Raw genomic sequence first — 23,383 nt, 5'->3', positions numbered from 1 at the left:
CGCGCTCGGCGGGTGGGCGAAGCCCCCAAATCACCGGGAGAACGGGAGGACCCCCATATGCTGGTACGGGTCCGCGGCCGGAACGCCGCGCGCCCCGACGGCCGCCGCACGAGTCGGCCGGTATCGCCGCAGGAGAGGAATCGACCATGACCGCACCACGCACCGTACTCGTCACCGGAGGCAACCGGGGGATCGGCTTCGCCATCGCCGAGGAGTTCGTCGCGCAGGGTCACCGCGTCGCCGTCACCGCACGATCCGGCGAGGGCCCCGCGGGCACGTTGACGGTCCGCGCGGACGTCACCGACGCCGCCTCCGTCGACGCGGCGTTCACCGAGATCGAGTCGGAGCTCGGGCCGGTCGAGGTGCTCGTCGCGAACGCGGGCATCACCAAGGACACCCTGCTCATGCGGATGAGCGAGGACGACTTCGACCAGGTGGTCGACACGAACCTCGGCGGCTCCTTCCGCGTCGTCAAGCGCGCGTCCAAGGGCATGCTCAAGGCACGCTTCGGACGCATCGTGCTCATCTCCAGCGTGGTGGGCCTCTACGGGTCCGCCGGACAGGTCAATTACGCGGCCTCCAAGAGCGGCCTCATCGGCATGGCGCGGTCCATCACCCGCGAGCTCGGAGCACGCGGGATCACGGCGAACGTGATCGCCCCGGGGTTCATCGAAACCGACATGACCGCCGAACTGCCCGCCGAGACCCAGGCCGAGTACAAGAAGAGCATCCCGGCAGCGCGTTTCGCGAGTGCGAACGAGGTCGCGAAGGTCGTCACGTGGATCGCCGGCGACGACGCCGGTTACATCTCCGGTGCCGTGATCCCGGTCGACGGTGGCCTCGGCATGGGTCACTGACCAAGGCAGTACCGCACAGAGCAGAAGCCGGCCTCGGGCGCTGACCGCGACGCGCGGATCAGAGCCCGAGGAGCGGCAGGACGCCGGCGAGGTCGACCCTCCCGGCGACGACATCGGCATGGCGGCGGACGATCGGCTTCGCGTTGAACGCGACCGAGAGCCCGGCGACGGCCATCATCTCGAGGTCGTTGGCTCCGTCACCGATCGCGACCGTCCGCGCCAACGGCACGCCGTCCTCGTCGGCCCACTCCTTCAAGGCGGCCGCCTTGGCCGCCGCATCGATGATGGGACCACTGAGGCTTCCCGTCAGCCGACCGTCGGCGGACTCGAGGCGGTTCGCCCGCACATGGTCGAGGCCGAGGGACTCGGCGAGCGGGTCGAGCAGTTCATGGAACCCGCCCGACACGACACCGATCCGTGACCCGTGCGCATGCAGCCGGCCGATCAGCGTCTCGAGGCCGGTCGTCGTCCGAATCCGTTCGGCGATCACCGGGATCCGGTCGACGGGGAGGCCTGCGAGTGTCGCGACCCGGGCCCGCAGGCTGTCGGCGAAGTCGAGGTCACCGCGCATGGCGCGCTCGGTGATGGCGGCGACCTCGGCGAGACTGCCGGCCTCCTCGGCGAGGAGCTCGATCACCTCGTTCTCGATGAGCGTCGAGTCGGCGTCGAGGACCGCGAGGAACCGGACGCCTCGTCCGGCCTGTGGGGGGAGTGCTGCTTCGGGATCCGCCACTGCCGAACGCTCGATACTCATGGAACGACGCGTACTCCCTTGCCAACCACGGTGAGACCGGATTCGGTGACGGTGAAGCCGCGAGCGCGGTCACGATCGTGGTCGACACCGACGCTCGCGCCGGAGGTGACCACCACATCCTTGTCCAGGATAGCCCGCTTGACGACGGCGTCCGGTTCGATGTGGACCTTGTCGAACACGACCGAGTCCGAGACGTGGGCGCCTGATTCCACGAGCGCCCAGGGCCCGAGGACACTGCGCTCGATGTGGGCACCGGACAGCAGCGAACCGAGGGAGACGATCGAGTCGATGGTCTGGCCGAGGTTGCCCTTCGCGTCCCGCACGAACTTCGCCGGCGGCGAGTTCAGCTGAGAACTGAAGATCGGCCAGTCGCGGTTGTACAGGTTGAAGATCGGGAGCGTCGAGATGAGGTCCTGGTGGGCCTCGTAGAACGACTCGATCGTCCCCACGTCGCGCCAGTAGTAGCGATCGCGATCCGTCGAGCCGGGCACGTCGTTCCGCTGGAGGTCGTAGACGCCGGCCTCGCCGCGATCGACGAAGTACGGGACGATGTCGCCACCCATGTCGTGGTTCGAGCTCGTCACCTCGCCGTCGTCGATGACCGCCTGCATGAGCGCGTCGGCGTCGAAGACGTAGTTGCCCATCGAGGCGAGCACCTCGCCGGGGGAGTCGGGCAGGCCCGGCGCGTCGAGCGGCTTCTCGAGGAAGCGGGCGATGGTCGTCGGGTCGTCCGCGTCGACGTCGATGACGCCGAACTGGTCGGCGAGGGAGATGGGCTGACGGATCGCGGCGACCGTCGCCTTCTTGCCCGAGGCGATGTGCGCCTCGATCATCTGCGCGAAGTCCATGCGGTAGACGTGGTCGGCGCCGACGACCACGACGATGTCGGGCTTCTCGTCGCGGATCAGGTTGAGGCTCTGCAGGATCGCGTCGGCGGATCCGCTGAACCAGCGCTTCCCGAGACGCTGCTGCGCCGGCACGGACGCGACATAGGAGTCGAGCAGGCCGGACAGCCGCCAGGTCTGCGAGACGTGGCGGTCGAGGCTATGGGACTTGTACTGGGTGAGGACGACGATCTGGGTGAGTCCGGAGTTGATGAGGTTCGACAGCGCGAAATCGATCAGGCGGTACTGCCCGCCGAACGGTACGGCCGGTTTCGCGCGGTCTGCGGTCAGCGGCATCAACCGCTTCCCTTCCCCACCAGCGAGGACGATTCCGAAGATCTTCTTTGAGGCGGCCATGGCTTCACAATAGATGCCGGACGAGACCTGTACTAGCGTCTAGACATGCGAGTTGATCTTGTGACAAAGGAGTACCCGCCGGAGATCTACGGCGGCGCAGGCGTCCACGTGTCGGAGCTGGTGAAATCCCTCCGCAGCGACATCGACGTGACCGTGCGCTGCTTCGGCGCGCCACGCGACGAGGCCGACACCGTCGCGTACGGTGTCCCGGCCGAGCTCCAGGGGGCGAACGGCGCCCTCACGACACTCGGGACGGACCTCCTGATCGCCCAGGACGTCGCCGGAGCCGACCTCGTGCACTCGCACACCTGGTACGCGAACGGTGCCGGCCACCTCGCGTCACTGCTGCACGGCATCCCGCACGTCGTGACCGCGCACAGTCTGGAGCCGCTCCGCCCGTGGAAGGCCGAACAGCTCGGCGGCGGGTACCGCGTGTCCAGCTGGATCGAGCAGTCCGCCTACGAAGGCGCCGCGGCCGTCGTGGCGGTCAGCGACGGGATGCGTCGTGACATCCTGCGGTCGTACCCGAGCCTCGACCCGGCCAAGGTGCAGGTCATCTACAACGGCATCGACCTGACCGACTGGCAGCCACGCGTCGACGACGAGTTGCTGCGGTCCCTCGACATCGACCCGTCCCGTCCCTCCGTCGTCTTCGTCGGTCGGATCACCCGACAGAAGGGGCTGCCGTACCTGCTCCGCGCGGCCCGATTGCTGCCGCCCGATGTGCAGCTCATCCTGTGCGCCGGTGCTCCCGACACCCCCGAGATCCTCGCCGAGGTCAAGGGGCTCGTCGAGGAGCTGCAGCGCGAGCGCACCGGGGTCGTGTGGATCGAACGACTGCTCCCACGTCACGAGCTCTGCACCGTCCTCACCGCCGCCACGACCTTCGTGTGCCCGTCGATCTACGAGCCACTCGGCATCGTCAACCTCGAGGCGATGGCCTGCGGTGCCGCTGTGGTCGGGACCGGGACCGGGGGCATCCCGGAGGTCGTGCAGGACGGTGTGACCGGCAGGATCGTCCCGCTCGCGCAGGCGTCCGACGGCACCGGCACCCCGCTCGACCCGGAGCGATTCGTCGCCGACCTCGCGGCAACCCTCACCGAGGTCGTCCAGGATCCCGCCCAGGCGAGGGCCTACGGGGCCGCTGGTCGCCGACGCGCGGAGTCCGACTTCAGCTGGTCGCGCATCGCCACCCAGACGGCGGAGCTGTACCGCAGCCTGGTCTGAACCACCGGCGGACACCTCGGAGGACGGCGACGCGCGGCGGGTCTTGGCGGATAGGCTAGGACCATGCCGAGCGTGTTGCAGTTCTCCGATGTGTCCGTCGTCCGCAATCTCAACCCCATCCTCGATGGCGTCGACTGGACGGTGACGGGCGACCAGCGATGGATCGTCCTCGGCCCGAACGGCGCCGGCAAGACGACGCTCCTGCAGCTCGCGGCCACGCTCATCCACCCCTCGAAGGGCACGGTCTCCGTGCTCGACGAGACGCTCGGCCGGGTCGACGTCTTCGAACTGCGCCCGCGCATCGGCTTCGCGTCCTCCGCCCTCGCGAAGCGGGTGCCGCCGGAGGAGACCGTCCTGGACGTCGTGCTCACGGCGGCCTACTCGGTCACCGGGCGCTGGGTCGAACAGTACGAGGACATCGACGTGAAGCGGGCGTCGCGAGTCCTCGCGGAATGGAAGCTCGACCACCTCGCCGACCGCCGCTTCGGCACGCTCAGCGACGGCGAGCAGAAGCGTGTGCAGATCGCGCGGGCCATCATGACCGACCCCGAACTCCTCCTGCTCGACGAGCCGGCCGCGAGCCTCGACCTCGGCACGCGCGAGGAGCTCGTCGAACTGCTCGGCGGCTATGCGAGCGCCGACGACTCACCGGCGATCATCATGGTGACCCACCACGTCGAGGAGATCCCCGTCGGCTTCACCCACGTCCTGCTCGTGCGCGACGGTGGCATCGTCGCCGCCGGCCCGATCGCCGACACGCTCACGGCCGAACACCTCAGCGAGACCTTCGACCTCCCGATCGAGCTGACCGAGGAGGACGGCCGGTTCCACGCCCGCTCCGCCCGCGCCGGACGCTCGGCGGTCGCCCCCTCCTGACCACCACGCCTCGGCGGGTCGTCCTCGGCTGGCGAGCAGACGCGCGCCGAGTCTGGTAAAGTCGACCTTTGGCTCGCGGAGCCAAGAGCTTTCTGCCTCGTGCCTGGAGTTCCGAGCGCGGGTACTACCCACACCATCCACTCAACAAGGACTGCTGATGAAATCTGACATCCACCCCACGTACGAAGCCGTCGTCTTCCGCGACCTCGCCTCCGGCGCGACGTTCCTCACGCGCTCGACGGTCTCGTCGGGCAAGACGATCGACCTCGACGGCGTCACCTACCCGGTGATCGACGTGGAGATCTCGTCCGAGTCGCACCCGTTCTACACGGGCAAGCAGCGCATCATGGACTCCGCCGGTCGCGTCGAGAAGTTCAACCAGCGCTTCAAGGGCTTCGGCAAGTAGTCCTTCCGCTGCGATACACGAACGCCCCGATCCTCGGATCGGGGCGTTCGTCGTCGTGGGGAGCCGTGCGACTCAGATACCGATGGGCAGCTGGTCCGCTGGGACGATGACCGGCGCCTCAGGTCGAGCGGCAGGGCGTCCGGTGCGGATGGGCCAAGCACCGTCGGCGACGAACTCGGGATCGCGCACGCGGCGCATGTAGGACTGGAAGCTCTCCGCCTGCTCGAGCGACCAGGTCCGCTGGGCCTCGTGCAACTCGTCGACGCTCGTCGGCAGGGCGTCGGCGTGGCGCCGACCGATGGCCTGAGCGACGCGTCCGGCGGCGACGGCGTCCACGCCCGCGTCGTGAGCACCCTCGAGCGGAACGCCGTGCAGGGCGGCCACGACCTCGAGCGTCCGCTTGCCCCGTCGGAACGTGTCGAGCCGCCGGTCGAGGATCAGCGGGTCGACGACGGGGGACGGGTCGGTGATCGAGGTCACGCCGTGTCGCTCCGCCTCGAAGTGCAGGAGGGAGAAGTCGTAGGGCGCGTTGTAGGCGACCACCGGGGTCCGCGCGGCGAACAGCTCGGTGAGGACGGCGACGATCTCTCCGACGACCACCGGTGCCGGACGCCCCTCAGCCCGGGCCCGCTCCGTCGTGACGCCGTGGATCTCGGCGGCGCGAGCGGGGATCTCGACCCCGGGGTCGGCCATCCAGGACCACGAGCGTTCGACCGAACCGTCCGCGGTGATGACACCGACGAAGGCGGTCACGATGCGACTCGTCTCCACCTCGATGCCCGTCGTCTCGAGATCGAAGACCGCCAGGCGGTCCGTCCAGTGGGGATTCGCATCGACCGTGTTCACGCCTTCACCCTATGACGCACCTCCGACAGGGTCCTGTGCCACGCCGGGGCGGCACGGTCCGCGTCGTCGGGTGAACGCGGAGCCGGACTGCCTAGACTGAGTGGATGCCCGTCGAATCACCGTATGCCGACCAGCTCGACCGCATCCCCGTCCGGGAGCGCTCACTCATCGTGGACGGAGCCGAGACCCGGTTCTGGGATTACGGCGACCACGAGGCGTCGACGACGATCGTCATGGTGCACGGCTTCCGGGGCGACCACCACGGCCTCGAACCGGTCGTCGCGCAGCTCTCCGGGTTCCGGATCATCGCTCCGGACCTCCCCGGCTTCGGCAGCTCGGCACCCTTCCCCGAGGCCACCCACTCCGTCGAGGGGTACGCCGCCTGGCTGGGACGATTCATCGAGGAGCTGCACCTGACCGGTCGTGTCGTGCTCCTCGGGCACTCGTTCGGCTCGATCGTGTCGAGCGCCGCCGTCGCCGGGGGACTCCGACCGGATGACCTCATCCTCGTGAACCCGATCGCCGCCCCGGCGCTCCAGGGCCCTCGCGGTGTCCTGACGAGGCTCGCGGTCTTCTACTACTGGTCGTCCGCGAAGCTCCCGAAACGCCTGGGATTCGCCTTCCTCCGGAACAAGGGCGTCGTGCGCATCATGAGCGTCGCGATGTCGAAGACGAAGGACCCGACGCTCCGTCGGTGGATCCATGCCCAGCACGACCAGTACTTCAGCGCCTTCGCCGACCGGGAGGTCGTCCTCGAGTCGTTCACCGCCTCGGTCAGCCACGACGTCAGCGAGTACGCCGACCGGATCCCGAGCCGCACGCTGCTCATCGCCGCCGAGCGTGACGACATCACGCCCGTGGCCGCGCAGTACGCGCTCGCGAAGCGGTTCGCCGACGCGCAGCTGCACGTCATCCCGGGCGTCGGACACCTCATCCACTACGAGGAGCCGCACGACGCGGCGCAGCGCCTCACCGCGTTCCTCGCGGACGACCGCACCGACGCCTGAGGCGTCAGGCGTCGGTCGCCTCCTGCGAGACGACGCTCGTGAAGGCGGCCGGGACCAGGCGAGCGGCGATCCCGCTGAGCGTCTCACTGGCACCCGCGTCGAGCTTCACGTCCGCGCGGCCGTCCGCCTTCGTGACGCCGCGGTTGATGACGACGATCGGCAACCGCTTCCGGCGGGCGAGTTCGAGGAGCCGGATCCCCGAGTTGACCACGAGGGACGACCCGGCGATCACGAGTGCGTCCGCACCACGCACGAGTGCTGCGGCCTCGGCGTACTTCTCCGTCGGGATGAATTCGCCGAAGAAGACCACGTCCGGCTTCAACATGCCACCGCAGACCGTGCACACGGGGACGACGATCTCGTCGACCCGCCCGACCTCGGCATCGCCGTCCGGGTTGATCGTCACGTCCGTCTCGGTGTCGAGCCACGGGTTCAGGGCCGTCATGCGCTCCGCGATGCTCGACCTGGCGTAGCTCTGCCCACAGGAGAGACAGCTGACGCGGTCCATCGACCCGTGCAGGTCGACGACGCGGCGCGAGCCGGCCCTGACGTGGAGGCCGTCGACGTTCTGCGTGATGACGCCGTCGGCGATGCCGGCCTCCTCGAGGAGCGCGATCGCCCGGTGGCCGGCGTTCGGGCGAGCACCGTCGAACCGCTTCCACCCGAGGTGGCTGCCGGCCCAGTAGCGTTTGCGCGCGGCGTCGTCGTTGGACAGGAACTGGTCGACCGTCATGGGCGTCCGCACCGGAGCACCCTGACCCCGGTAGTCGGGGATGCCGGAGTCCGTGCTCACGCCGGCCCCGGTGAGGAAGGCGACACGGCGGTCCGCGAGCAGCTCGATCGCCCGTTCGAGCCCGGCCTCGGCCGTCTCGTCAGCGGGATCCCCTGCTGCGATCAGCGTGCTCATGCCTGCTCCGTCCATCCGTCCGCGATGATCGGAGTGCTCCGGGCCATCGCTTCCCCTGAGTCTAAACGGCCTCGTTTTCGATCGTGTTCCCACTCTGGCAAGGTGGAGGTCGAACATCGCGTCGAGAGGACGTCTCCCATGCAGGTCATCCGGATCACCGATCTCGACGACGGACGACTCGACGACTACGCGCGCCTGACGGACGTCGCCCTCCGCCGGGTGTCCGAACCCGCGGGCGGACTGTACATCGCCGAGTCGACGAAGGTCATGGAGCGTGCGCTCCGCGCCGGGCACCGACCGCGATCGGTCCTGCTGCAGGAGAAGTGGCTCGAGGACGTCTCGCCACTCCTCGAGGAGCACGACATACCGGTCTTCGTCGGCGAGCCCGCACTCCTCGAGCAGCTGACGGGCTTCCACCTGCACCGGGGAGCGCTTGCGGCGATGCATCGCCCACCGCTCGCCGACCCCGCCGAGCTCCTCGCCGACGCCCGTCGGGTGGTCATCCTCGAGGACATCGTCGACCACACCAACGTCGGCGCCATCTTCCGCTCCGTCGCCGGTCTCGGAGCCGACGCGGTCCTGATCACCCCACGCTGCGCCGACCCGCTGTACCGCCGGAGCGTCCGCGTCAGCATGGGCACGGTCCTGCAGGTACCGTGGACCCGCCTCCCGGGATGGGACGTCGCATCCGGCGTCCTCCGGGACGCCGGCTTCGAGACGGCCGCCCTCGCCCTCGCCGACGATGCCGTGGACCTCGACACCTACGCTCGGACCGCGCCGGAGCGGCTCGCCATCGTGCTCGGCGCCGAGGGCGACGGTCTGAGCGCCTCGGCCCTCGCCGCCGCCGACACGATCGTGACCATCCCGATGCTCCACGGCGTCGACTCGCTGAACGTCGCGTCGGCCAGTGCCGTCGCCCTCTGGGAGCTCCGGGTCCGCTGACCACGGTTCCACGCCACTCCAAGGACCACCCGGTCGGCGGCACGTCGCGACAGGGTACGCGCAGGAGCGACGGGTAGCATGACCGGGTGCCACTCACGAGACGACAGATCTATCGCCGCCGCCGTCTCGCCGTCTTCGGCGTCCTCGCCCTCCTCATCGGGTTGTTCGGGTACAGCGCAGGTGCGCTGCTCCGCCCGGTGCCGGCCGCGGCTGCGATCCTCGAATCCAGCGACGCCCTCTCGACCTCGCTCGTCCAGCAGACCACACCGGTCGCCTGGCCCGGATTCGGGCGGGGCGCCATCGGTGCCGTCGGGTTCGACGGCGTCCTGAGTTCGAGCGGTGAACAGACGCCGTTCCCCATCGCGAGCATCACGAAGACGATCACCTCCCTGGTCGTGCTGGAGGCCAAGCCCCTCGCCGCAGGGGACCAGGGCCCGTCCATCACGCTGACCGACGCGGACGTCGGGTTCTACTACGACACCATCGCGGAGAACGGTTCAGCGGCACCCGTCGTCGCCGGGTCGGTGTTCACGCAGCGGCAGATGCTCGAAGCGCTGCTCCTCCCGTCGGCGAACAACTACAGCATCTCGCTCGCCGTCTGGGCTTTCGGTTCGGTCGACGCGTACCTCGATGCGGCGCGCGCATGGCTCGATGCACATGGACTGACGGGTACGACCGTGACGAACACGAGCGGTCTGGGTGAGACGAACGTCAGCACCCCGAGCGACCTCGTGACCATCGGCAAGCTCGTGCTCGCCGACCCGGTGCTCTCATCGATCGTCAAGGAGCCCACGGCGGTGCTGCCCGCCATCGGCGAGGTCGAGAACACGAACGCCCTCCTCGGCCAGTACGGGGTGACCGGCATGAAGACGGGGACCGACGACGCCTCTGGCGCCTGCCTGCTGTTCTCCGCCGATCTCCAGGTGGAGGGGCGGACGGTGACCGTCGTCGGCGTCATCCTCGGTGCCGACGACCACACCGTGCTCAACGCCGCCGTGGTCTCCCTGTTGCAGAGCGTGCCGGCAGGATTCCACCAGGTCCAGCTCGCCACCGCCGGGCAATCGGTGGGCTCCTACTCGACCGCGTGGGACCAGGCCGCGAAGGTCGTCGTGGCGTCCGACGCCTCCGTGCTCGTCTGGCAGGACACCCCGATCACGGTCGAGAGCCGCGCGAGAGCCATCGACGCCGGTGCCGCCGGTTCGACGGTCGGGAAGCTCAGCTACACCGTGGGGGCGGGCGCGGAGGGCGGTGCGGCGACGATCGACGTCCCGCTGGCCCTCGACGCGGACGTCGCGCCGGTCACGCCCTGGTGGCGCCTGACCAACCCGTGACCGCAGCGGACGCCACGGCCGGAGCGATCGGCCGGGCGATCAGACGTCGAGTTCCTGGTCCTGCGCTGCGACCGTCAGGAAGGGTCCGGCGAGCGGTCGCTTGGCGGTGATGTGGTCGCCGGACGACTGGTGCCTCACCCGACGCAGCACCCAGGGCACGAGGTACTCCCGTGCCCAGGCGAGGTCCTCGGTCCGGGCCTGACGCCAACGCCTCACGGAGAGCGGCTCCGGCTGCAGCGGCTTGAGGTCGTTCTCCACGTTCAGCGCGTGGAGGACGAGGCGGGCGACCTCGTGGTGGCCGAGCGCGTTCAGGTGCAGGCGGTCCGGCGCCCACATCCGCGGATCCTGGATCGCCTGCAGGGCCCACTGGTCGGCGATGATGCAGTCGTGTCGGGCGGCGATGGCCCGCAGGTTCTCGTTGTAGATCGCGACCTTGCCCCGGATACTCCGGAAGACGGGGGAGAAGCCGACGTCCACGCCGGTGAACAGCACGACCGTCGCGCCATCGCTCCGGAGCCGGATGATCGCCTGCTCGAGCCGTCGGGCGATGTCGTCGGGGTCGGTGCCGGGCCGGATCACGTCGTTGCCGCCCGCCGAGATCGTGATGAGGTCGGGGTGCAACTCGAGGGCCGGCTCCACCTGGTCGTCGAGGATCTGCTGCGCGAGCTTGCCACGTACCGCGAGGTTGGCGTAGGCGAAGTCCGAGTTCTGCGCGGCCAGCACCTCGGCGACCCGATCGGCCCAGCCACGGTGCCCGCCTGGAGCCCCCGGCTCGGGATCGCCGATCCCCTCGGTGAACGAGTCGCCGATGGCGACGTACCGCGACCAGGGATGGTGCTGTTCGGTCATGGGTGGCTCCTCCTGCTGTGCATCCGGAACCTCCAGCGTACGCCCGCCCCTCGGCTGACGGATCAGTCGCGAGTCGGACATCCGGATGGGCGTCGAGGACGTGCGCGGTGGTCGATGGTGTCGGTGCGGCCGGGTACAGTGGTCTCCAGTGAACGCGGAAATCTCTTCGACCCAGCACCTGGGCGGGTCCGCAGCCGAACACCTCTCACCGGCCTTCCCGGAACGCGCAGCGTGGGGCACGGCGAGCAAGCTTCGAGCCTGGCAGGCCGAGGCGCTCGAGCAGTACTTCACGACCGAACCCCGTGACTTCCTCGCGGCGGCGACACCGGGCGCAGGGAAGACGACGTTCGCGCTGCGGCTCGCCTCCGAACTCCTCCATCGCGGCACGATCGACCGCATCACGGTCGTCGCCCCCACCGACCACCTGAAGCGTCAGTGGGCCGAGGCCGCGAGCCGGGTCGGCATCCGCCTCGACCCGAACTTCGCGAACCGCGACCAGGTCTTCGGCCGCCACTACCACGGCGTCGCCGTCACCTACGCCCAGGTCGCGGCGAACCCGCCCGTGCACCAGCGCACGACCGACTCGGGTCGCACCCTCGTCATCCTCGACGAGGTCCACCACGGCGGCGACGCCCTGAGCTGGGGCGACGGCATCCATGAGGCGTTCTCGCGGGCCACCCGTCGGCTGTCCCTGACCGGGACGCCGTTCCGGTCCGACACGGCACCGATCCCGTTCGTGGTCTACCAGCCGGACCACCAGGGCATCCGGACCTCCGTCACCGACTACAACTACGGGTACGGTCGTGCACTCCAGGACGGGGTCGTCCGTCCGGTGCTCTTCATGGTCTACGCCGGTCACATGCGCTGGCGGACCAAGGCCGGCGACGAGATGGAGGCCCGTCTCGGCGAGGGCAACACGAAGGACATCACCTCCGCGGCCTGGCGCACCGCCCTCGACCCGCAGGGTGACTGGATCCCTGCGGTCCTGAAGTCGGCCGACCTCCGGCTGTCCGAGGTCCGTCAAGCGGTCCCGGACGCCGGCGGACTCGTGATCGCCACCGACCAGACGACCGCGCGGGCCTACGCCGCCATCCTGCACGAGCTGACGGGGGAGCAGCCCACGGTCGTCCTCTCCGATGAGAAGGAGGCCAGCGACCGGATCGCCGACTTCTCGGGGAACACCAAGCGCTGGATGGTCGCGGTCCGCATGGTGTCGGAGGGCGTGGACGTCCCACGACTCGCCGTCGGCGTCTACGCGACGTCGTCCGCCACGCCGCTGTTCTTCGCGCAGGCGATCGGGCGATTCGTCCGGGCCAGACGACGCGGCGAGATCGCGAGCATCTTCCTCCCGAACGTGCCGAACCTGATGGCCCTCGCGGAGAAGCTCGAGCTCGAACGCGACCACGCACTCGACCGCCCGAGCGACCCGGACGCGGAGGGCGACCTCTTCAACCCGGAAGACGCGATGATGGCGGCCGCGGAGCGCGAGGACAAGGCTTCCGACTCACTCCTCGAGGAGTTCACCTGGCAGGCCGTCTCCTCGGACGCGCACTTCGACCGGGTCGTGTTCGACGGCGACGAGTTCGGCGAGCTCGCCCAGCCGGGCACCGAGGAGGAGTTCGACTTCATCGGGTTCCCGGGGCTCCTCGAACCTGAACAGGTGCACGAGCTGCTCGTGCAGCGCCAGAGCCGCCAGGCCAAGCGTGGGGCGTTCGTCGACAAGAACGCCGCCTCGCCGAGTCCGCAGGCGGACATCCCCGCTCCGCTCTACCGCACCCTCAAGGAACAGCGCCAGGTGCTCAACACCCTGGTGGGTCTCTACGCCAAGCACACGAAGGAGCCGCACGGGGTCGTGCACGCCGAACTGCGACGCGTCTGTGGCGGACCCGCCGTGGCACAGGCCAGCGTGACGCAGCTGCAGGCGCGCATCGACCTGCTCCGTCGGCGCCTGGGTCACGGGCACTGAGGACAGCACCTCTTCTCGCGCGCGTTCTCCTCCTTCGCGGTCGGCCCGCCGGAGCTGCCCTTCGGCAGGCGCAGGGACCGGCGCGTTCCGGACGGAGTTCTCCCGATCACTGAGCTTGTCGAAGTGCGCACGAGGGCCCGCCAGCTCTGTCCACCCTTCGACAAGCTCAGGGACCGGCGTCTTCGGACGGACCTCTCCCGGTCTCTGGGCTTGTCGAGGTGCCTACGAGGGCCTTCCAGCTCGGACCACCCGTCGACATGCTCGGGGACCGGCACTGCAGAGCGGCGGAGGTGCACCGGATCTCGCTCGGGCCGGAGATGATCTCGGGTGTCGGCGTGTCGTGGAGTCCGGCGGGAAAACAAGAACGGCCGGAGCTTTCGCTCCGGCCGTTCGCCGTCTCAACACGGTGTGCGCGAAGGGGGACTTGAACCCCCACGCCCGTAAGGGCACTAGCACCTCAAGCTAGCGCGTCTGCCATTTCCGCCACCCGCGCGTGTTGTGATCGTGTCCGGCTTTCGCTGGGCACGAGAAGAAACTCTAGCACGGATTTCGACAGCCGTTCACCACCTCGTACCGCCAGGGGATCTTCCCGACGCCCTCCGGCCATGCGCCGACCGCCCGATCCGGGGAGAGGTGCAGCGCTCAGGGCCGACGGGTAGCGTGGAGCCATGACCTCCGGCTCAGACGCATCCGACCCCACGCTCGACGAGACCACGCGGATCGCGCGGGACCTCATCCGCATGGACACCACGAACTACGGCGAGGGCCGCTCCAACGGCGAGACGGAGGCCGCCGAGTACGTCGAGGCGTACCTCCGCGACCTCGGTCTGGAGCCGGAGCTGATCGACGCCGCTCCAGGCCGGACGAGCGTGGTCGCACGGGTCGCCGGTGCGAACCCCGAGAAGCCTGCGCTCGTCGTGCACGGGCACCTCGACGTGGTGCCCGCCGACCCTGCGAACTGGTCGGTGGACCCCTTCGGCGGCGAGATCAAGGACGGCCTGCTGTGGGGTCGCGGGGCCGTCGACATGAAGAACATGGACGCGATGATCCTCGCCTCGCTCCGCGACATCCTCGGCAGCGGCCGCCGCCCGGAACGCGACCTCGTGATCGCGATGTTCTCGGACGAGGAGAACGGTGGCGTGTTCGGCTCACACCACCTCGTGACGGAACGACCGGAGCTCTTCGCCGGCGCGACCGAGGCGATCAGCGAGGTCGGCGGGTACTCGATCACGTTCGGCGGACGCCGCTCCTACCTCCTCCAGACCTCCGAGAAGGCCCTGGTCTGGATCAAACTGGTCGCGACCGGACGAGCGGCCCACGGATCCCGCTACGTGCAGGACAACGCCGTCACCCGCCTCGCAGAAGCGGTGGCGGCCATCGGACGCACCGAGTGGCCCGTCCGACTCACCGACACCACCGAGCAGCTGCTCCGTGAGATCGCCACCATCCTCGGCACCACGCCCGAACGACTCGGCCCGGACGAGCTCGCCCTCGCGACGGGCACGGCCTCCGGCTTCATCCAGGCCTCGCTGCGCACGACGAGCAACCCGACCCTGCTGCAGGCAGGCTACAAGCACAACGTGATCCCCGATCGCGCCGAGGCGCTCGTCGACATCCGCACCCTGCCCGGCGAGGAGGACGCCGTGCTCGCGCGCGTCGCGGAGATCGTCGGTGAGGACATCGAGATCGTCGTCATGCACCGCGACATCGGCCTCGAGACACCGTTCTCGGGTCCGCTCGTCGACGCGGTCGTCGAGACCCTCGGGCGCCATGACCCCGGCGCCCCGGTGCTCCCGTACATGCTCTCCGGCGGTACCGACAACAAGGCGCTGTCGCTCCTCGGCATCACCGGGTACGGCTTCGCTCCGCTGCGCCTGCCGGAACACATGGACTTCCCCGCGATGTTCCACGGCGTCGACGAGCGTGTGCCGCTCGACGCGCTAGGGTTTGGCAAGCAGGTCCTCACGGACCTCCTCCTCGACTACTGACTTCCCACGGTCCGTCACCGCGCCGCTTGAGCCGCGTGACGCTCCAGGAGCCGCCCCGCCGACGACTGCCGGATCCGGCCGAACACCAGCCATCCGGCTGCAGAAAGGTGCCCTGTGGACCTCATCAACGCCATCATCCTCGGCCTCGTCCAGGGACTCACCGAGTTCCTCCCGATCTCGTCGAGTGCGCATCTGCGCATCCTCGGCGAATTCCTCCCGGGGGCGAAGGACCCTGGCGCGGCGTTCACGGCGATCACGCAGATCGGGACCGAAGCCGCCGTCGTGGTGTTCTTCTGGCGCGACATCGTCCGCATCATCTCCTCCTGGTGCAAGGCCCTCGTGGGCAAGATCCCGAGGGATGACGCCGACGCCCGCATGGGGTGGCTGATCATCATCGGCAGCATCCCGATCGTCGTGCTCGGCCTGTTCTTCCAGGACCAGATCGAGACGACCTTCCGCTCGCTGTGGATCGTCGCGATCATGCTCATCGTGTTCGGCATCCTGCTCGGTGTCGCCGACGCCGTCGGCGCGAAGAAGCGACGTCTCAAGAGCCTGAACGTGCGCGACGGCGTGATCTTCGGAGGCGCTCAGGCCCTCGCCCTCATCCCCGGCGTGTCCCGCTCAGGCGGCACGATCACCGCTGGACTGTTCATGGGCTATGAGCGCCGTGCTGCGGCGCGGTACGCCTTCCTGCTCGCGATCCCCGCGGTGTTCGGCAGCGGCTTCTACCAGGTCGTCAAGAGCATCGGCGAGCCGAGCCCCTACGGACCGGTCGAGACGCTGGTGGCCACCGTCATCGCGTTCGTCGTCGGCCTCGCGGTCATCGCCTTCTTCATGAGCTACATCTCGAAGCGCAGCTTCCTGCCCTTCGTCGTCTACCGCATCGTGCTCGGCGTCGTCCTGCTGGTGCTGCTCGGCACGGGTGTGATCAGCGCGTGAGGGCCTGGACCGCCCCAGTCGTCCCGCAGCTGCCCGGCTCCGGCACGGCCCCGTGTCTCTGGGACACCCCAAGCGCCGGACTCATCGAGGCCTCCGCTGAACGCACGGCACGGCTGTACGTCTGCGGCATCACGCCATACGACGCGACCCACCTCGGCCACGCGTCGAGCTACCTGGCCTACGACACCCTGCAGCGGGTCTGGCTGGACGCCGGCTACGAGGTGCACTACGCCCAGAACGTCACCGATGTCGACGACCCGCTGCTCGAACGGGCGAACGCGACCGGCGTCGACTGGATCGAACTCGCAACGAGCCAGGTCGAGCTCTTCCGGAGCGACATGGAACGCCTCAGCATCCTGCCTCCCGAGGACTACGTCGCGGTCACCGAGGTCATCGGACCGATCGCCGACGCCGTCGCGCTGCTCGCCGAGCGTGGCGTCGCGTACACGGTCGACACCCCGGACAGCTCCGCCGGGGACGACGTCTACTTCGACGTGCGCGCCGCGGCCGACGACGTCTGGCACCTCGGCGCGGAGAGCGGGCTCGACGAGGCCACGATGGCCGCGTTCTTCGCCGAGCGCGGGGGAGACCCCGACCGCGCCGGGAAACGCGACGCCTTCGATCCGCTGCTCTGGCGGGCTGCGCGCGACGGCGAGCCGAGCTGGGAGTCGCCCGTCGGCCGAGGCCGGCCGGGCTGGCACATCGAGTGCTCGGTCATCGCCCTCCAGCACCTCGGATCCGACTTCACGGTCCAGGGCGGCGGCTCCGACCTCGTCTTCCCACACCACGACCTGAGTGCCGGGCATGCCGCAGCGCTGTCCGGTCGCCCGCTCGCCAAGGTGTTCAGCCACGCCGGCATGGTCGCCTACGAGGGCACCAAGATGTCGAAGTCCCTGGGCAACCTCGTCCTCGTCTCACGCCTGGCCGCCGACGGAGCGGACCCCTCGGCGATCCGGCTCGCGATCCTCGCGAACCACTACCGCAGCGATTGGGAGTGGCACGACGAGCACCTGGTCCTGGCCGATCGTCGGCTCAGGGCCTGGCGTTCGGCCTTCACGACGGACGCCGCGGGTGGAGCGTCCGCCGTCGAGCTGCTGCAGGCGATGCGGGTCCGACTCGCGGACGACCTCGACACCCCGGGTGCCATCGCACTCGTCGACGCCGCAGCGACGACCGGCGTCGACGACGCCGACCTCGCGCGGTCGGCCGTCGACGCGCTCCTCGGCGTGCGCTGAGCAGGACGGTGACTCACCGGAGTCGCACCACGGCGACGGGACCGGGCTACTCGCGGTCCTTCCGCCAGGGCTCGTCGCCCTTGCCCTCGTCCCGACGGAGGTACCGCTCGAACTCCTTGGCGATGGCCTCGCCGCTCGCCTCAGGCGACTCGACGGTGTCGCGCGCCTGCTCCAGCTGCTGGATGTAGGCGGCCATGTCCTCGTCTTCGGCGGCGAGCGTGTCGATCCCGCTCTGCCACTCGCCGGACTCCTCGACGAGGGCTCCGCGGGGGATGACGACGTCGATGAGTTCCTCGAGCTTGTCGATGAGCGCCAGGACGGCTTTCGGGGAGGGCGCGCTGTGCACGTAGTGGGGGACCGAGGCCCAGACCGACAGGCTCTGGACGCCCTGCCGCTCGGCGGCGTCGGCCAGCACACTGAGGATGCCGACCGGCCCCTCGTAGGTGCTGCGCTCGAGCTGCAGGGCCTGCCGCAGCTCCGCGTTCTCGCTCGAGGCGAAGACCGAGATGGGTCGCGTGTGCGGGACGTCGGCGAGCATCGCACCGAGCATCACCATGCCGGTGATGCGCTGCTCGGTGATCACGGCGAGGATCTCGTCGACGAATGCCTTCCAACCGCGCGAGGGCTCGGCACCGAGCAACACGTAGACGTTGTCGCCGCCGCCCTCGCTGACCCGGAGCGCGGCGTCCTCCGCGAGGGGGGTCGCTGGCTTCGCCGCTTCGGGGTCGGGCCCCGAGATCGTGGTGCCGGGCCAGGTCAGCGACCGTTTGCCGTCCTCGTCGACGCCGACCGTCGGCCGGTTGAACTGGTAGTCGTAGTAGGGCTCCGGGTCGATCTCGAGCAGCGGGCGGAGGGCGAGCGAGTCGCGGAGCACGCGCACCGCGCCGCTCGCCGCCTCGCCGGCATCGTTCCAACCCTCGAACGCCACGACGAGCAGGCGACCGCCCAGCGGCTCCTTGGTGTCTTCCGTCACGTCTCACTCCTCGGTGCACGGGGACCTTCCGCGACCATCCATCCAGGATAGGCGCTTCACCACCCGGTAGCATGGCACCCCGTGACCACTCTCCTCCCTGCCGCAGTCCTCTGGGACATGGACGGCACCGTCGTCGACACCGAGCCCTACTGGATGGAGGCCGAGACCGAGCTGGTCGCGGCCCACGGTGGCACCTGGACCCATGAGGACGGCCTCCTGCTCGTCGGGAACGGGCTCTGGGACTCCGCCGCCGTGCTCCAGGGCCGCGGCGTCACGCTGGACGCGGACACCATCGTCGCCCACCTCACGGACCACGTCCGGCGCCTCATCCAGGAACGCGGCGTCCCGTTCCGTCCGGGCGCCCAGGAACTGCTTCGCGAGCTCCGGGAGGCCGGCGTGCCGACCGCGCTCGTCACCATGTCCATCCGGTCCATGGCCGAGGACATCGCCAGCGGCATCCCGTTCGACGCGTTCGACCTCATCGTCGCGGGCGACGAGGTCGAGCGGCCAAAGCCGCACCCGGACCCCTACCTCAGGGCCGCGGAGGCACTCGGCGTCGACCCGCGCGAGTGCATCGCGATCGAGGACTCCGCCACCGGTCTCGCGTCCGCCCTCGCGGCGGGGACCATCGCCGTGTCGGTCCCGCACATCGTGCCGATCCCCGAGGGCCCGCGCCACACCACCTGGGACACCCTCGCCGGGCGCTCCGTCGCCGACCTCGCCGAGCTGCGCTCGACCGCGAGCGGCCCCACCCACCACCCCGAGACAGAGGCAGCACAGCGATGAGCGCGAACCACCAGCCGGCGAACAGCGGCCCCTTCCGCGAGGGCGACCGCGTGCAGCTGACCGGACCGAAGGGGCGGAAGAACACCATCACGCTGGAGGCCGGCAAGGTCTTCCACACGCACCGCGGGATGATCGAGCACACCACGATCATCGGCCTGCCGGACGGCAGCGTCGTCGCCAACACCGAGGGCATCGAGCACCTCGCGCTGCGGCCGCTGCTGGTCGACTTCGTGATGTCGATGCCTCGCGGCGCCGCCATCATCTACCCGAAGGACGCGGCTGAGATCATCGGCCAGGCGGACATCTTCCCCGGCGCGACGGTCGTCGAGGCCGGTGTCGGTTCCGGCGCGCTCTCCCTCTGGCTCCTCCGGGCCATCGGACCGTCGGGCAGGTTGGCCTCCTTCGAGCGTCGGGACGAGTTCGCCGACGTCGCGCGAGGCAACGTCGCGACCTTCTTCGGCTACGACCCGCAGAACTGGTCGGTCACGGTCGGCGACCTCCAGGAGACCCTGCCCGACACGATGCCCGCCGAATCCGTCGACCGCGTTGTGCTCGACATGCTCGCACCGTGGGAGTGCCTCGACGTCGCCTGGGAGGCGCTGAAGCCCGGCGGCGTGATCCTCTGCTATGTCGCCACCGTCACCCAGCTGTCCCGGGTCGCCGAGGCGATCCGAGGGACGGGCGGCTTCACGAACCCGCAGTCGAACGAGACGATGATGCGCGGGTGGCACGTCGAGGGGCTCGCCGTGCGACCGGACCACCGGATGATCGGGCACACGGGCTTCCTCATCACCGCTCGGAAGCTCGCGCCCGGCACGGTCCTGCCCGAGCTCAAGCGACGCGCCTCGAAGAGCGACTTCAGCGCTGAGGACGTCGAGCTGTGGACGCCGGGCGCCCTCGGGGAACGCTCCGCGAGCGCGAAGATCTTGCGGAAGCGCGCCAGGAGCGCCGGGGCGAGCGCCGACCTCTCCCGTGCGCGGGGCCTCGACGGCGACAGCGCGGGGGCCGACGGGTCGATCGAACCGTCCGCCGCTGAGCCGCCGCTCGGCGACGATCGTTGACCCCGGTTCGCGTCGACTAAACTGTGCGACGGCGACCTGCCGTCCCACCCGTACCACCGAAACGAGGATCCGTGCGCACTGCACCAGCTCTCATCGCCGCAGCAGGCCTCCTGCTCGTCTCCCTCACCGGGTGCACCGCGCCGGGCTCGGCCTCCTGCGACACCGCGGCGTCCGCCGGTGACGCGACGAAGCTCATCAGCGTGTCGGGTGACTTCGGGGCCACCCCGAAGGTCGAGCTCCCGAAGCCGCTGTACACGAAGACGACGGAGCGCCAGGTCGTCATCCAGGGCGACGGTCAGCAGGTCTCGGCCGACGGCACCGTCAACCTCAACCTGATGCTCCTCAACGGACGCACGGGCGACGTCCTGCAGCAGACGGACTTCAACGGGCCCGCGAGCACCCTCATCGCCCTGTCCGGAAGCCTCCCCGGCTTCGCGAAGACGTTCGCCTGCACGACGGTCGGATCCCGAGTCGTCGCCGCGATCTCGCCCGAGGACGCCTTCGGTCCGAGCGGTGGCAGCGAGGCGAACGGCATCAAGAAGGACGACGCGATCATCCTCGTCGCCGACATCCAGGGTGCCGCGCTGGCCAAGGCCGACGGCGCCGAGCGCCCGATCCCGTCGGGGTTCCCCTCGGTCGTCACCGCTCCGAGCGGCCAGCCGGGCATCACCATCCCGGCTGCCCCCGCCCCGACCGAGACCAAGCACACCCTGTCCCGTGCCGGCGACGGCGCCACCGTCAAGGCCGGCGACCAGGTCATCGTCAACTACACCGGTGTGCTGTGGGATCAGAAGAGCGTCTTCGACAGCAGTTGGGAGAAGGGCCAGCCCCTCGTCTTCCAGGCCGACGGCGGTCAGATGATCAAGGCCTTCAACGACGCGGTCGTCGGTCAGCAGGTCGGGTCACAGATCGTCCTCGTGGTGGCACCGAAGGACGGCTACGGCGAGCAGGGCTCGGGTAGCGTCCCGGCCGGCGCGACGCTCGTGTTCGTCATCGACGTGCTCGGCACCCAGCACGCGACGCAGTAACCGACACGCGTTGGAGACGGCCCGTCCCACGCCCGCGTCGCGGGTGGGGGACGGGCCGTCCGTCGGTAGACTGGACCGGTGTCCTCAGCCCGCGAGTCCCCGAAGCCGGTCCCGGTGGAGGAGCGACTCTTCAGCCTCGTGCTCGCCCTCCTCGCCACGCAGACCGGCCTGACGAAGAACGAGATCCTGTCGACCGTCCAGGGGTACCGCCAGCAGTATTCGAGTGGCGGCGGCAACGCCAGCCTCGAGCGACAGTTCGAGCGCGACAAGGACAACATCCGCGAACTCGGCGTCCCGCTCGAGACGATCGAGCAGCCGGGGGAACCCGGCAACAACCAGTCGATGCGCTATCGGATCCCGAAGGGCGCCTACGAACTCCCCACCGACGTCCGGTTCACCCCGGCGGAGCTGTCGCTGCTGTCGCTCGCCGCCACCGTCTGGCGCGAGGGGTCGCTCTCCGGCCAGTCGCAGCGCGCGATGACGAAGTTGCGGTCGCTCGGCATCGAGCCCGACGAACCGATCATCGGATACGCGCCGCGACTCCGCACCCGGGAGGCCTCGTTCGAACCGCTCGACGCGGCGCTCGAACGTCGGTCCGTGGTCGCCTTCCCCTACTTGAAGCCCGGCGAGGCGCGGCCACGCGTCCGCACCGTCGCGCCGCTGGCGCTCGTCCAGCACGAAGGTCGTTGGCACCTCTACGCCACCGACCGGACGGTGGACGAACCCCGGACGTTCCTCCTGTCGCGGATCGTCGGTCCGGTCAAGCCGACGGGGGAGTCGTTCCCCGCCGACGACCGCGACCACGCCGCCGATGCGATCGACGGCCTGCGCCGTGTGTCCTCGTCGCAGCGCGCCCTCGTCCGTGTGCGGCCCGGGACCGACGCCGCAGCCCGCCTCGGCAACCGCTACGGCGTCAGCGACACCGAGCGCACGGAACTCACCATCCCGTACCTCGACCACCACATACTCGCCGACGAGCTCGCCGGGTTCGGCCCCGAGGTCGTCGTCCTCGACCCTCCGGCGCTCATCGAGGCCGTGGCGTCCAGACTCGAGCTGGTCGTCGCCCGCCACCGCGCGACCGACGACGCACCCCACCCCGAGGAGACCGCTCGTGGCTAAGCGACCGGCGGCGCCCCGCGCCCAGGACAAGCTGATCTTCCTCCTTTCCCTCGTGCCCTACCTCATCGACCGCGAGCGGGTCACGGTCGACGAGGCCGCGCGGCACTTCGGCCTGTCGCCGCGCCAGATCCGTGAAGCGGTCGAGCTGTTGACGGTGTCCGGCGTGCCGGGCGACACCCGGCAGTACCTCGCCGGCGACCTCTTCGACATCGACTGGGGCAGCTTCGAGGAGGACGACGAGATCGTCCTCACCCACCGGGTCGCCCTCGACGACAGTCCTCGCTTCTCGGCCCGCGAGGCCTCCGCCCTCATCGCCGGCCTACAGTCCCTGCAGCGCCTTCCCGAATTCGTCGACAGCGACGTCATCGGCGGCGTGATGGCGAAACTCGCCCGTGGTGCGTCGTCGGCACCGGGCCAGCTCGCGGTCACCGAGTCCTACTCCGCGCACGCGGTCGGCATCATCCGGTCGGCTCTGGCCGCCGGCCACAGCGTCGCGTTCGACTACGTCGACGCGAGCGGGGCGACCGAGGCGAGGCTGGTGGACCCGCTGCGTCTCGAGTCCCAGGACCAGGACTGGTACCTCTACGGGTGGTGCCACCTGCGCGAGGCGACGCGTCGCTTCCGTCTCGATCGGATGACCGAGCTGCGGGAGACCGACGCCGAGGTCGTGTTCCGCGAAGCGGACGTCGTCGTCCCGACCGCGTTGTTCGAGCCGAGCGACTCCGACCGCAGCGTCACCGTGCTCGTCCGACGCTCGGTCCTCCCGCTCATCGACGACTACGTGGTCGCCGTCGACAGCGCGCCAGGCGGCTCCGCAGCTCGCGAGGACACCGATGCCGAGGTGACGGCGACCCTGCGCCTCGCGCACCATCACGGCCTCAAACGACTGGTCGCCGCGCACCCCGGGCTCATCACCGTGCTCGGCCCGGCGGACGCGCGCGACGCGGTCGCCGATTGGGCGGCCGCCGGTCTCGCCCAGTACCGCACGACATCGGGGAGCTGACTCGCGAGACTCCAGGCGGTCGAGCGGGAGATGCAGGGTAGA

General features: G+C 69.7%; 22 protein-coding genes and 1 tRNA gene. 16 read left to right on the top strand and 7 right to left on the bottom strand.

What is annotated here, in order from left to right; translation table 11 throughout:
* The first annotated feature begins 146 nt into the window (after positions 1 to 146).
* Positions 147 to 857: a 3-oxoacyl-ACP reductase FabG gene (gene fabG / locus QRN19_RS12350; RefSeq protein WP_079705970.1), complete on the top strand. Its 711-nt coding sequence runs from the start codon at positions 147 to 149 to the stop codon at positions 855 to 857.
* Between the two features lie 58 nt (positions 858 to 915).
* Here fabG and serB read toward each other — a convergent pair whose 3' ends face one another.
* Together serB and QRN19_RS12340 are read right to left on the bottom strand one after the other, a co-directional pair.
* A complete protein-coding gene (gene serB / locus QRN19_RS12345; protein WP_285027257.1) occupies positions 916 to 1,611 on the bottom strand; it encodes a phosphoserine phosphatase SerB in 696 nt (231 codons plus the stop codon).
* Positions 1,608 to 2,852, bottom strand: coding sequence for a glucose-1-phosphate adenylyltransferase (locus QRN19_RS12340; RefSeq protein WP_064296946.1), 1,245 nt, complete (start codon positions 2,850 to 2,852; stop codon positions 1,608 to 1,610). The genes serB and QRN19_RS12340 overlap by 4 nt, the downstream gene beginning before the upstream one ends.
* A gap of 45 nt (positions 2,853 to 2,897) precedes the next feature.
* Between QRN19_RS12340 and glgA the strand changes: the two genes are divergently transcribed.
* From glgA to QRN19_RS12325, 3 genes are all read left to right on the top strand, one after another.
* Positions 2,898 to 4,079 (top strand): glycogen synthase, encoded by a 1,182-nt coding sequence (gene glgA / locus QRN19_RS12335; RefSeq protein ID WP_285027256.1) that lies wholly within the window; start codon positions 2,898 to 2,900, stop codon positions 4,077 to 4,079.
* 63 nt (positions 4,080 to 4,142) lie between these two features.
* The gene (locus QRN19_RS12330) at positions 4,143 to 4,955 is read left to right on the top strand and encodes an ABC transporter ATP-binding protein (protein ID WP_285027255.1); all 813 of its coding nucleotides are present in this window, start codon (positions 4,143 to 4,145) and stop codon (positions 4,953 to 4,955) included.
* 157 nt (positions 4,956 to 5,112) lie between these two features.
* Positions 5,113 to 5,361: a type B 50S ribosomal protein L31 gene (locus QRN19_RS12325; RefSeq protein WP_056005588.1), complete on the top strand. Its 249-nt coding sequence runs from the start codon at positions 5,113 to 5,115 to the stop codon at positions 5,359 to 5,361.
* Between the two features lie 72 nt (positions 5,362 to 5,433).
* On the opposite strand, the gene QRN19_RS12320 is transcribed toward QRN19_RS12325, so the two are convergent.
* The gene (locus QRN19_RS12320) at positions 5,434 to 6,207 is read right to left on the bottom strand and encodes a 3'-5' exonuclease (protein ID WP_285027254.1); all 774 of its coding nucleotides are present in this window, start codon (positions 6,205 to 6,207) and stop codon (positions 5,434 to 5,436) included.
* Between the two features lie 104 nt (positions 6,208 to 6,311).
* Here QRN19_RS12320 and QRN19_RS12315 point away from each other — a divergent pair, with 104 nt between their 5' ends.
* On the top strand, positions 6,312 to 7,214 hold the full coding sequence (locus tag QRN19_RS12315) for an alpha/beta fold hydrolase (RefSeq protein ID WP_137241650.1): 903 nt from the start codon (positions 6,312 to 6,314) through the stop codon (positions 7,212 to 7,214).
* A 4-nt stretch (positions 7,215 to 7,218) separates the two neighbouring features.
* On the opposite strand, the gene QRN19_RS12310 is transcribed toward QRN19_RS12315, so the two are convergent.
* On the bottom strand, positions 7,219 to 8,121 hold the full coding sequence (locus QRN19_RS12310) for a Sir2 family NAD-dependent protein deacetylase (protein WP_285027253.1): 903 nt from the start codon (positions 8,119 to 8,121) through the stop codon (positions 7,219 to 7,221).
* Positions 8,122 to 8,259: 138 nt separating this feature from the next.
* Here QRN19_RS12310 and QRN19_RS12305 point away from each other — a divergent pair, with 138 nt between their 5' ends.
* On the top strand, positions 8,260 to 9,063 hold the full coding sequence (locus QRN19_RS12305; RefSeq protein WP_285027252.1) for a TrmH family RNA methyltransferase: 804 nt from the start codon (positions 8,260 to 8,262) through the stop codon (positions 9,061 to 9,063).
* A gap of 86 nt (positions 9,064 to 9,149) precedes the next feature.
* Positions 9,150 to 10,394 carry a D-alanyl-D-alanine carboxypeptidase family protein gene (locus tag QRN19_RS12300; protein WP_285027250.1) on the top strand — a complete coding sequence of 415 codons (1,245 nt, stop codon included), beginning with the start codon at positions 9,150 to 9,152 and terminating at the stop codon, positions 10,392 to 10,394.
* Between the two features lie 39 nt (positions 10,395 to 10,433).
* Here the strand turns inward: QRN19_RS12300 and QRN19_RS12295 are convergent, their stop codons facing one another.
* Entirely contained in the window at positions 10,434 to 11,243 is an 810-nt protein-coding gene (locus QRN19_RS12295) for an SGNH/GDSL hydrolase family protein (protein WP_285027249.1), read from the bottom strand.
* 148 nt (positions 11,244 to 11,391) lie between these two features.
* Between QRN19_RS12295 and QRN19_RS12290 the strand changes: the two genes are divergently transcribed.
* Positions 11,392 to 13,209 (top strand): DEAD/DEAH box helicase, encoded by a 1,818-nt coding sequence (locus tag QRN19_RS12290; protein WP_285027248.1) that lies wholly within the window; start codon positions 11,392 to 11,394, stop codon positions 13,207 to 13,209.
* Positions 13,210 to 13,618: 409 nt separating this feature from the next.
* On the opposite strand, the gene QRN19_RS12285 is transcribed toward QRN19_RS12290, so the two are convergent.
* Positions 13,619 to 13,702, bottom strand: a tRNA-Leu gene (locus QRN19_RS12285).
* A 175-nt stretch (positions 13,703 to 13,877) separates the two neighbouring features.
* On the opposite strand from QRN19_RS12285, the gene QRN19_RS12280 reads away from it, so the two are divergent.
* From QRN19_RS12280 to mshC, 3 genes are all read left to right on the top strand, one after another.
* The gene (locus QRN19_RS12280; RefSeq protein WP_285027247.1) at positions 13,878 to 15,197 is read left to right on the top strand and encodes a M20/M25/M40 family metallo-hydrolase; all 1,320 of its coding nucleotides are present in this window, start codon (positions 13,878 to 13,880) and stop codon (positions 15,195 to 15,197) included.
* A gap of 114 nt (positions 15,198 to 15,311) precedes the next feature.
* The gene (locus QRN19_RS12275; protein ID WP_285027245.1) at positions 15,312 to 16,136 is read left to right on the top strand and encodes an undecaprenyl-diphosphate phosphatase; all 825 of its coding nucleotides are present in this window, start codon (positions 15,312 to 15,314) and stop codon (positions 16,134 to 16,136) included.
* Complete coding sequence (mshC, locus tag QRN19_RS12270) at positions 16,133 to 17,371, top strand: cysteine--1-D-myo-inosityl 2-amino-2-deoxy-alpha-D-glucopyranoside ligase (RefSeq protein ID WP_285027244.1); 1,239 nt, start codon at positions 16,133 to 16,135, stop codon at positions 17,369 to 17,371. Before QRN19_RS12275 ends, mshC begins: the two co-directional genes overlap by 4 nt.
* Before the next feature lie 46 nt (positions 17,372 to 17,417).
* Here the strand turns inward: mshC and QRN19_RS12265 are convergent, their stop codons facing one another.
* Entirely contained in the window at positions 17,418 to 18,344 is a 927-nt protein-coding gene (locus tag QRN19_RS12265; protein WP_064296958.1) for a PAC2 family protein, read from the bottom strand.
* A gap of 81 nt (positions 18,345 to 18,425) precedes the next feature.
* On the opposite strand from QRN19_RS12265, the gene QRN19_RS12260 reads away from it, so the two are divergent.
* The 5 genes from QRN19_RS12260 (at position 18,426) to QRN19_RS12240 (ending at position 23,341) form a co-directional block, all read left to right on the top strand.
* Complete coding sequence (locus tag QRN19_RS12260; RefSeq protein ID WP_285027242.1) at positions 18,426 to 19,130, top strand: HAD family hydrolase; 705 nt, start codon at positions 18,426 to 18,428, stop codon at positions 19,128 to 19,130.
* Entirely contained in the window at positions 19,127 to 20,191 is a 1,065-nt protein-coding gene (locus QRN19_RS12255) for a tRNA (adenine-N1)-methyltransferase (RefSeq protein WP_285027240.1), read from the top strand. Before QRN19_RS12260 ends, QRN19_RS12255 begins: the two co-directional genes overlap by 4 nt.
* Before the next feature lie 71 nt (positions 20,192 to 20,262).
* Entirely contained in the window at positions 20,263 to 21,219 is a 957-nt protein-coding gene (locus tag QRN19_RS12250) for an FKBP-type peptidyl-prolyl cis-trans isomerase (RefSeq protein WP_285027239.1), read from the top strand.
* 78 nt (positions 21,220 to 21,297) lie between these two features.
* Entirely contained in the window at positions 21,298 to 22,338 is a 1,041-nt protein-coding gene (locus QRN19_RS12245) for a helix-turn-helix transcriptional regulator (RefSeq protein WP_285027238.1), read from the top strand.
* On the top strand, positions 22,331 to 23,341 hold the full coding sequence (locus QRN19_RS12240; protein ID WP_285027237.1) for a helix-turn-helix transcriptional regulator: 1,011 nt from the start codon (positions 22,331 to 22,333) through the stop codon (positions 23,339 to 23,341). Before QRN19_RS12245 ends, QRN19_RS12240 begins: the two co-directional genes overlap by 8 nt.
* Positions 23,342 to 23,383 lie beyond the last annotated feature (42 nt).

This window comes from Plantibacter sp. ME-Dv--P-122b (assembly GCF_030209375.1).
Classification (GTDB): Bacteria; Actinomycetota; Actinomycetes; order Actinomycetales; family Microbacteriaceae; genus Plantibacter.
This window is presented reverse-complemented; position numbering and strand designations above follow the sequence as displayed.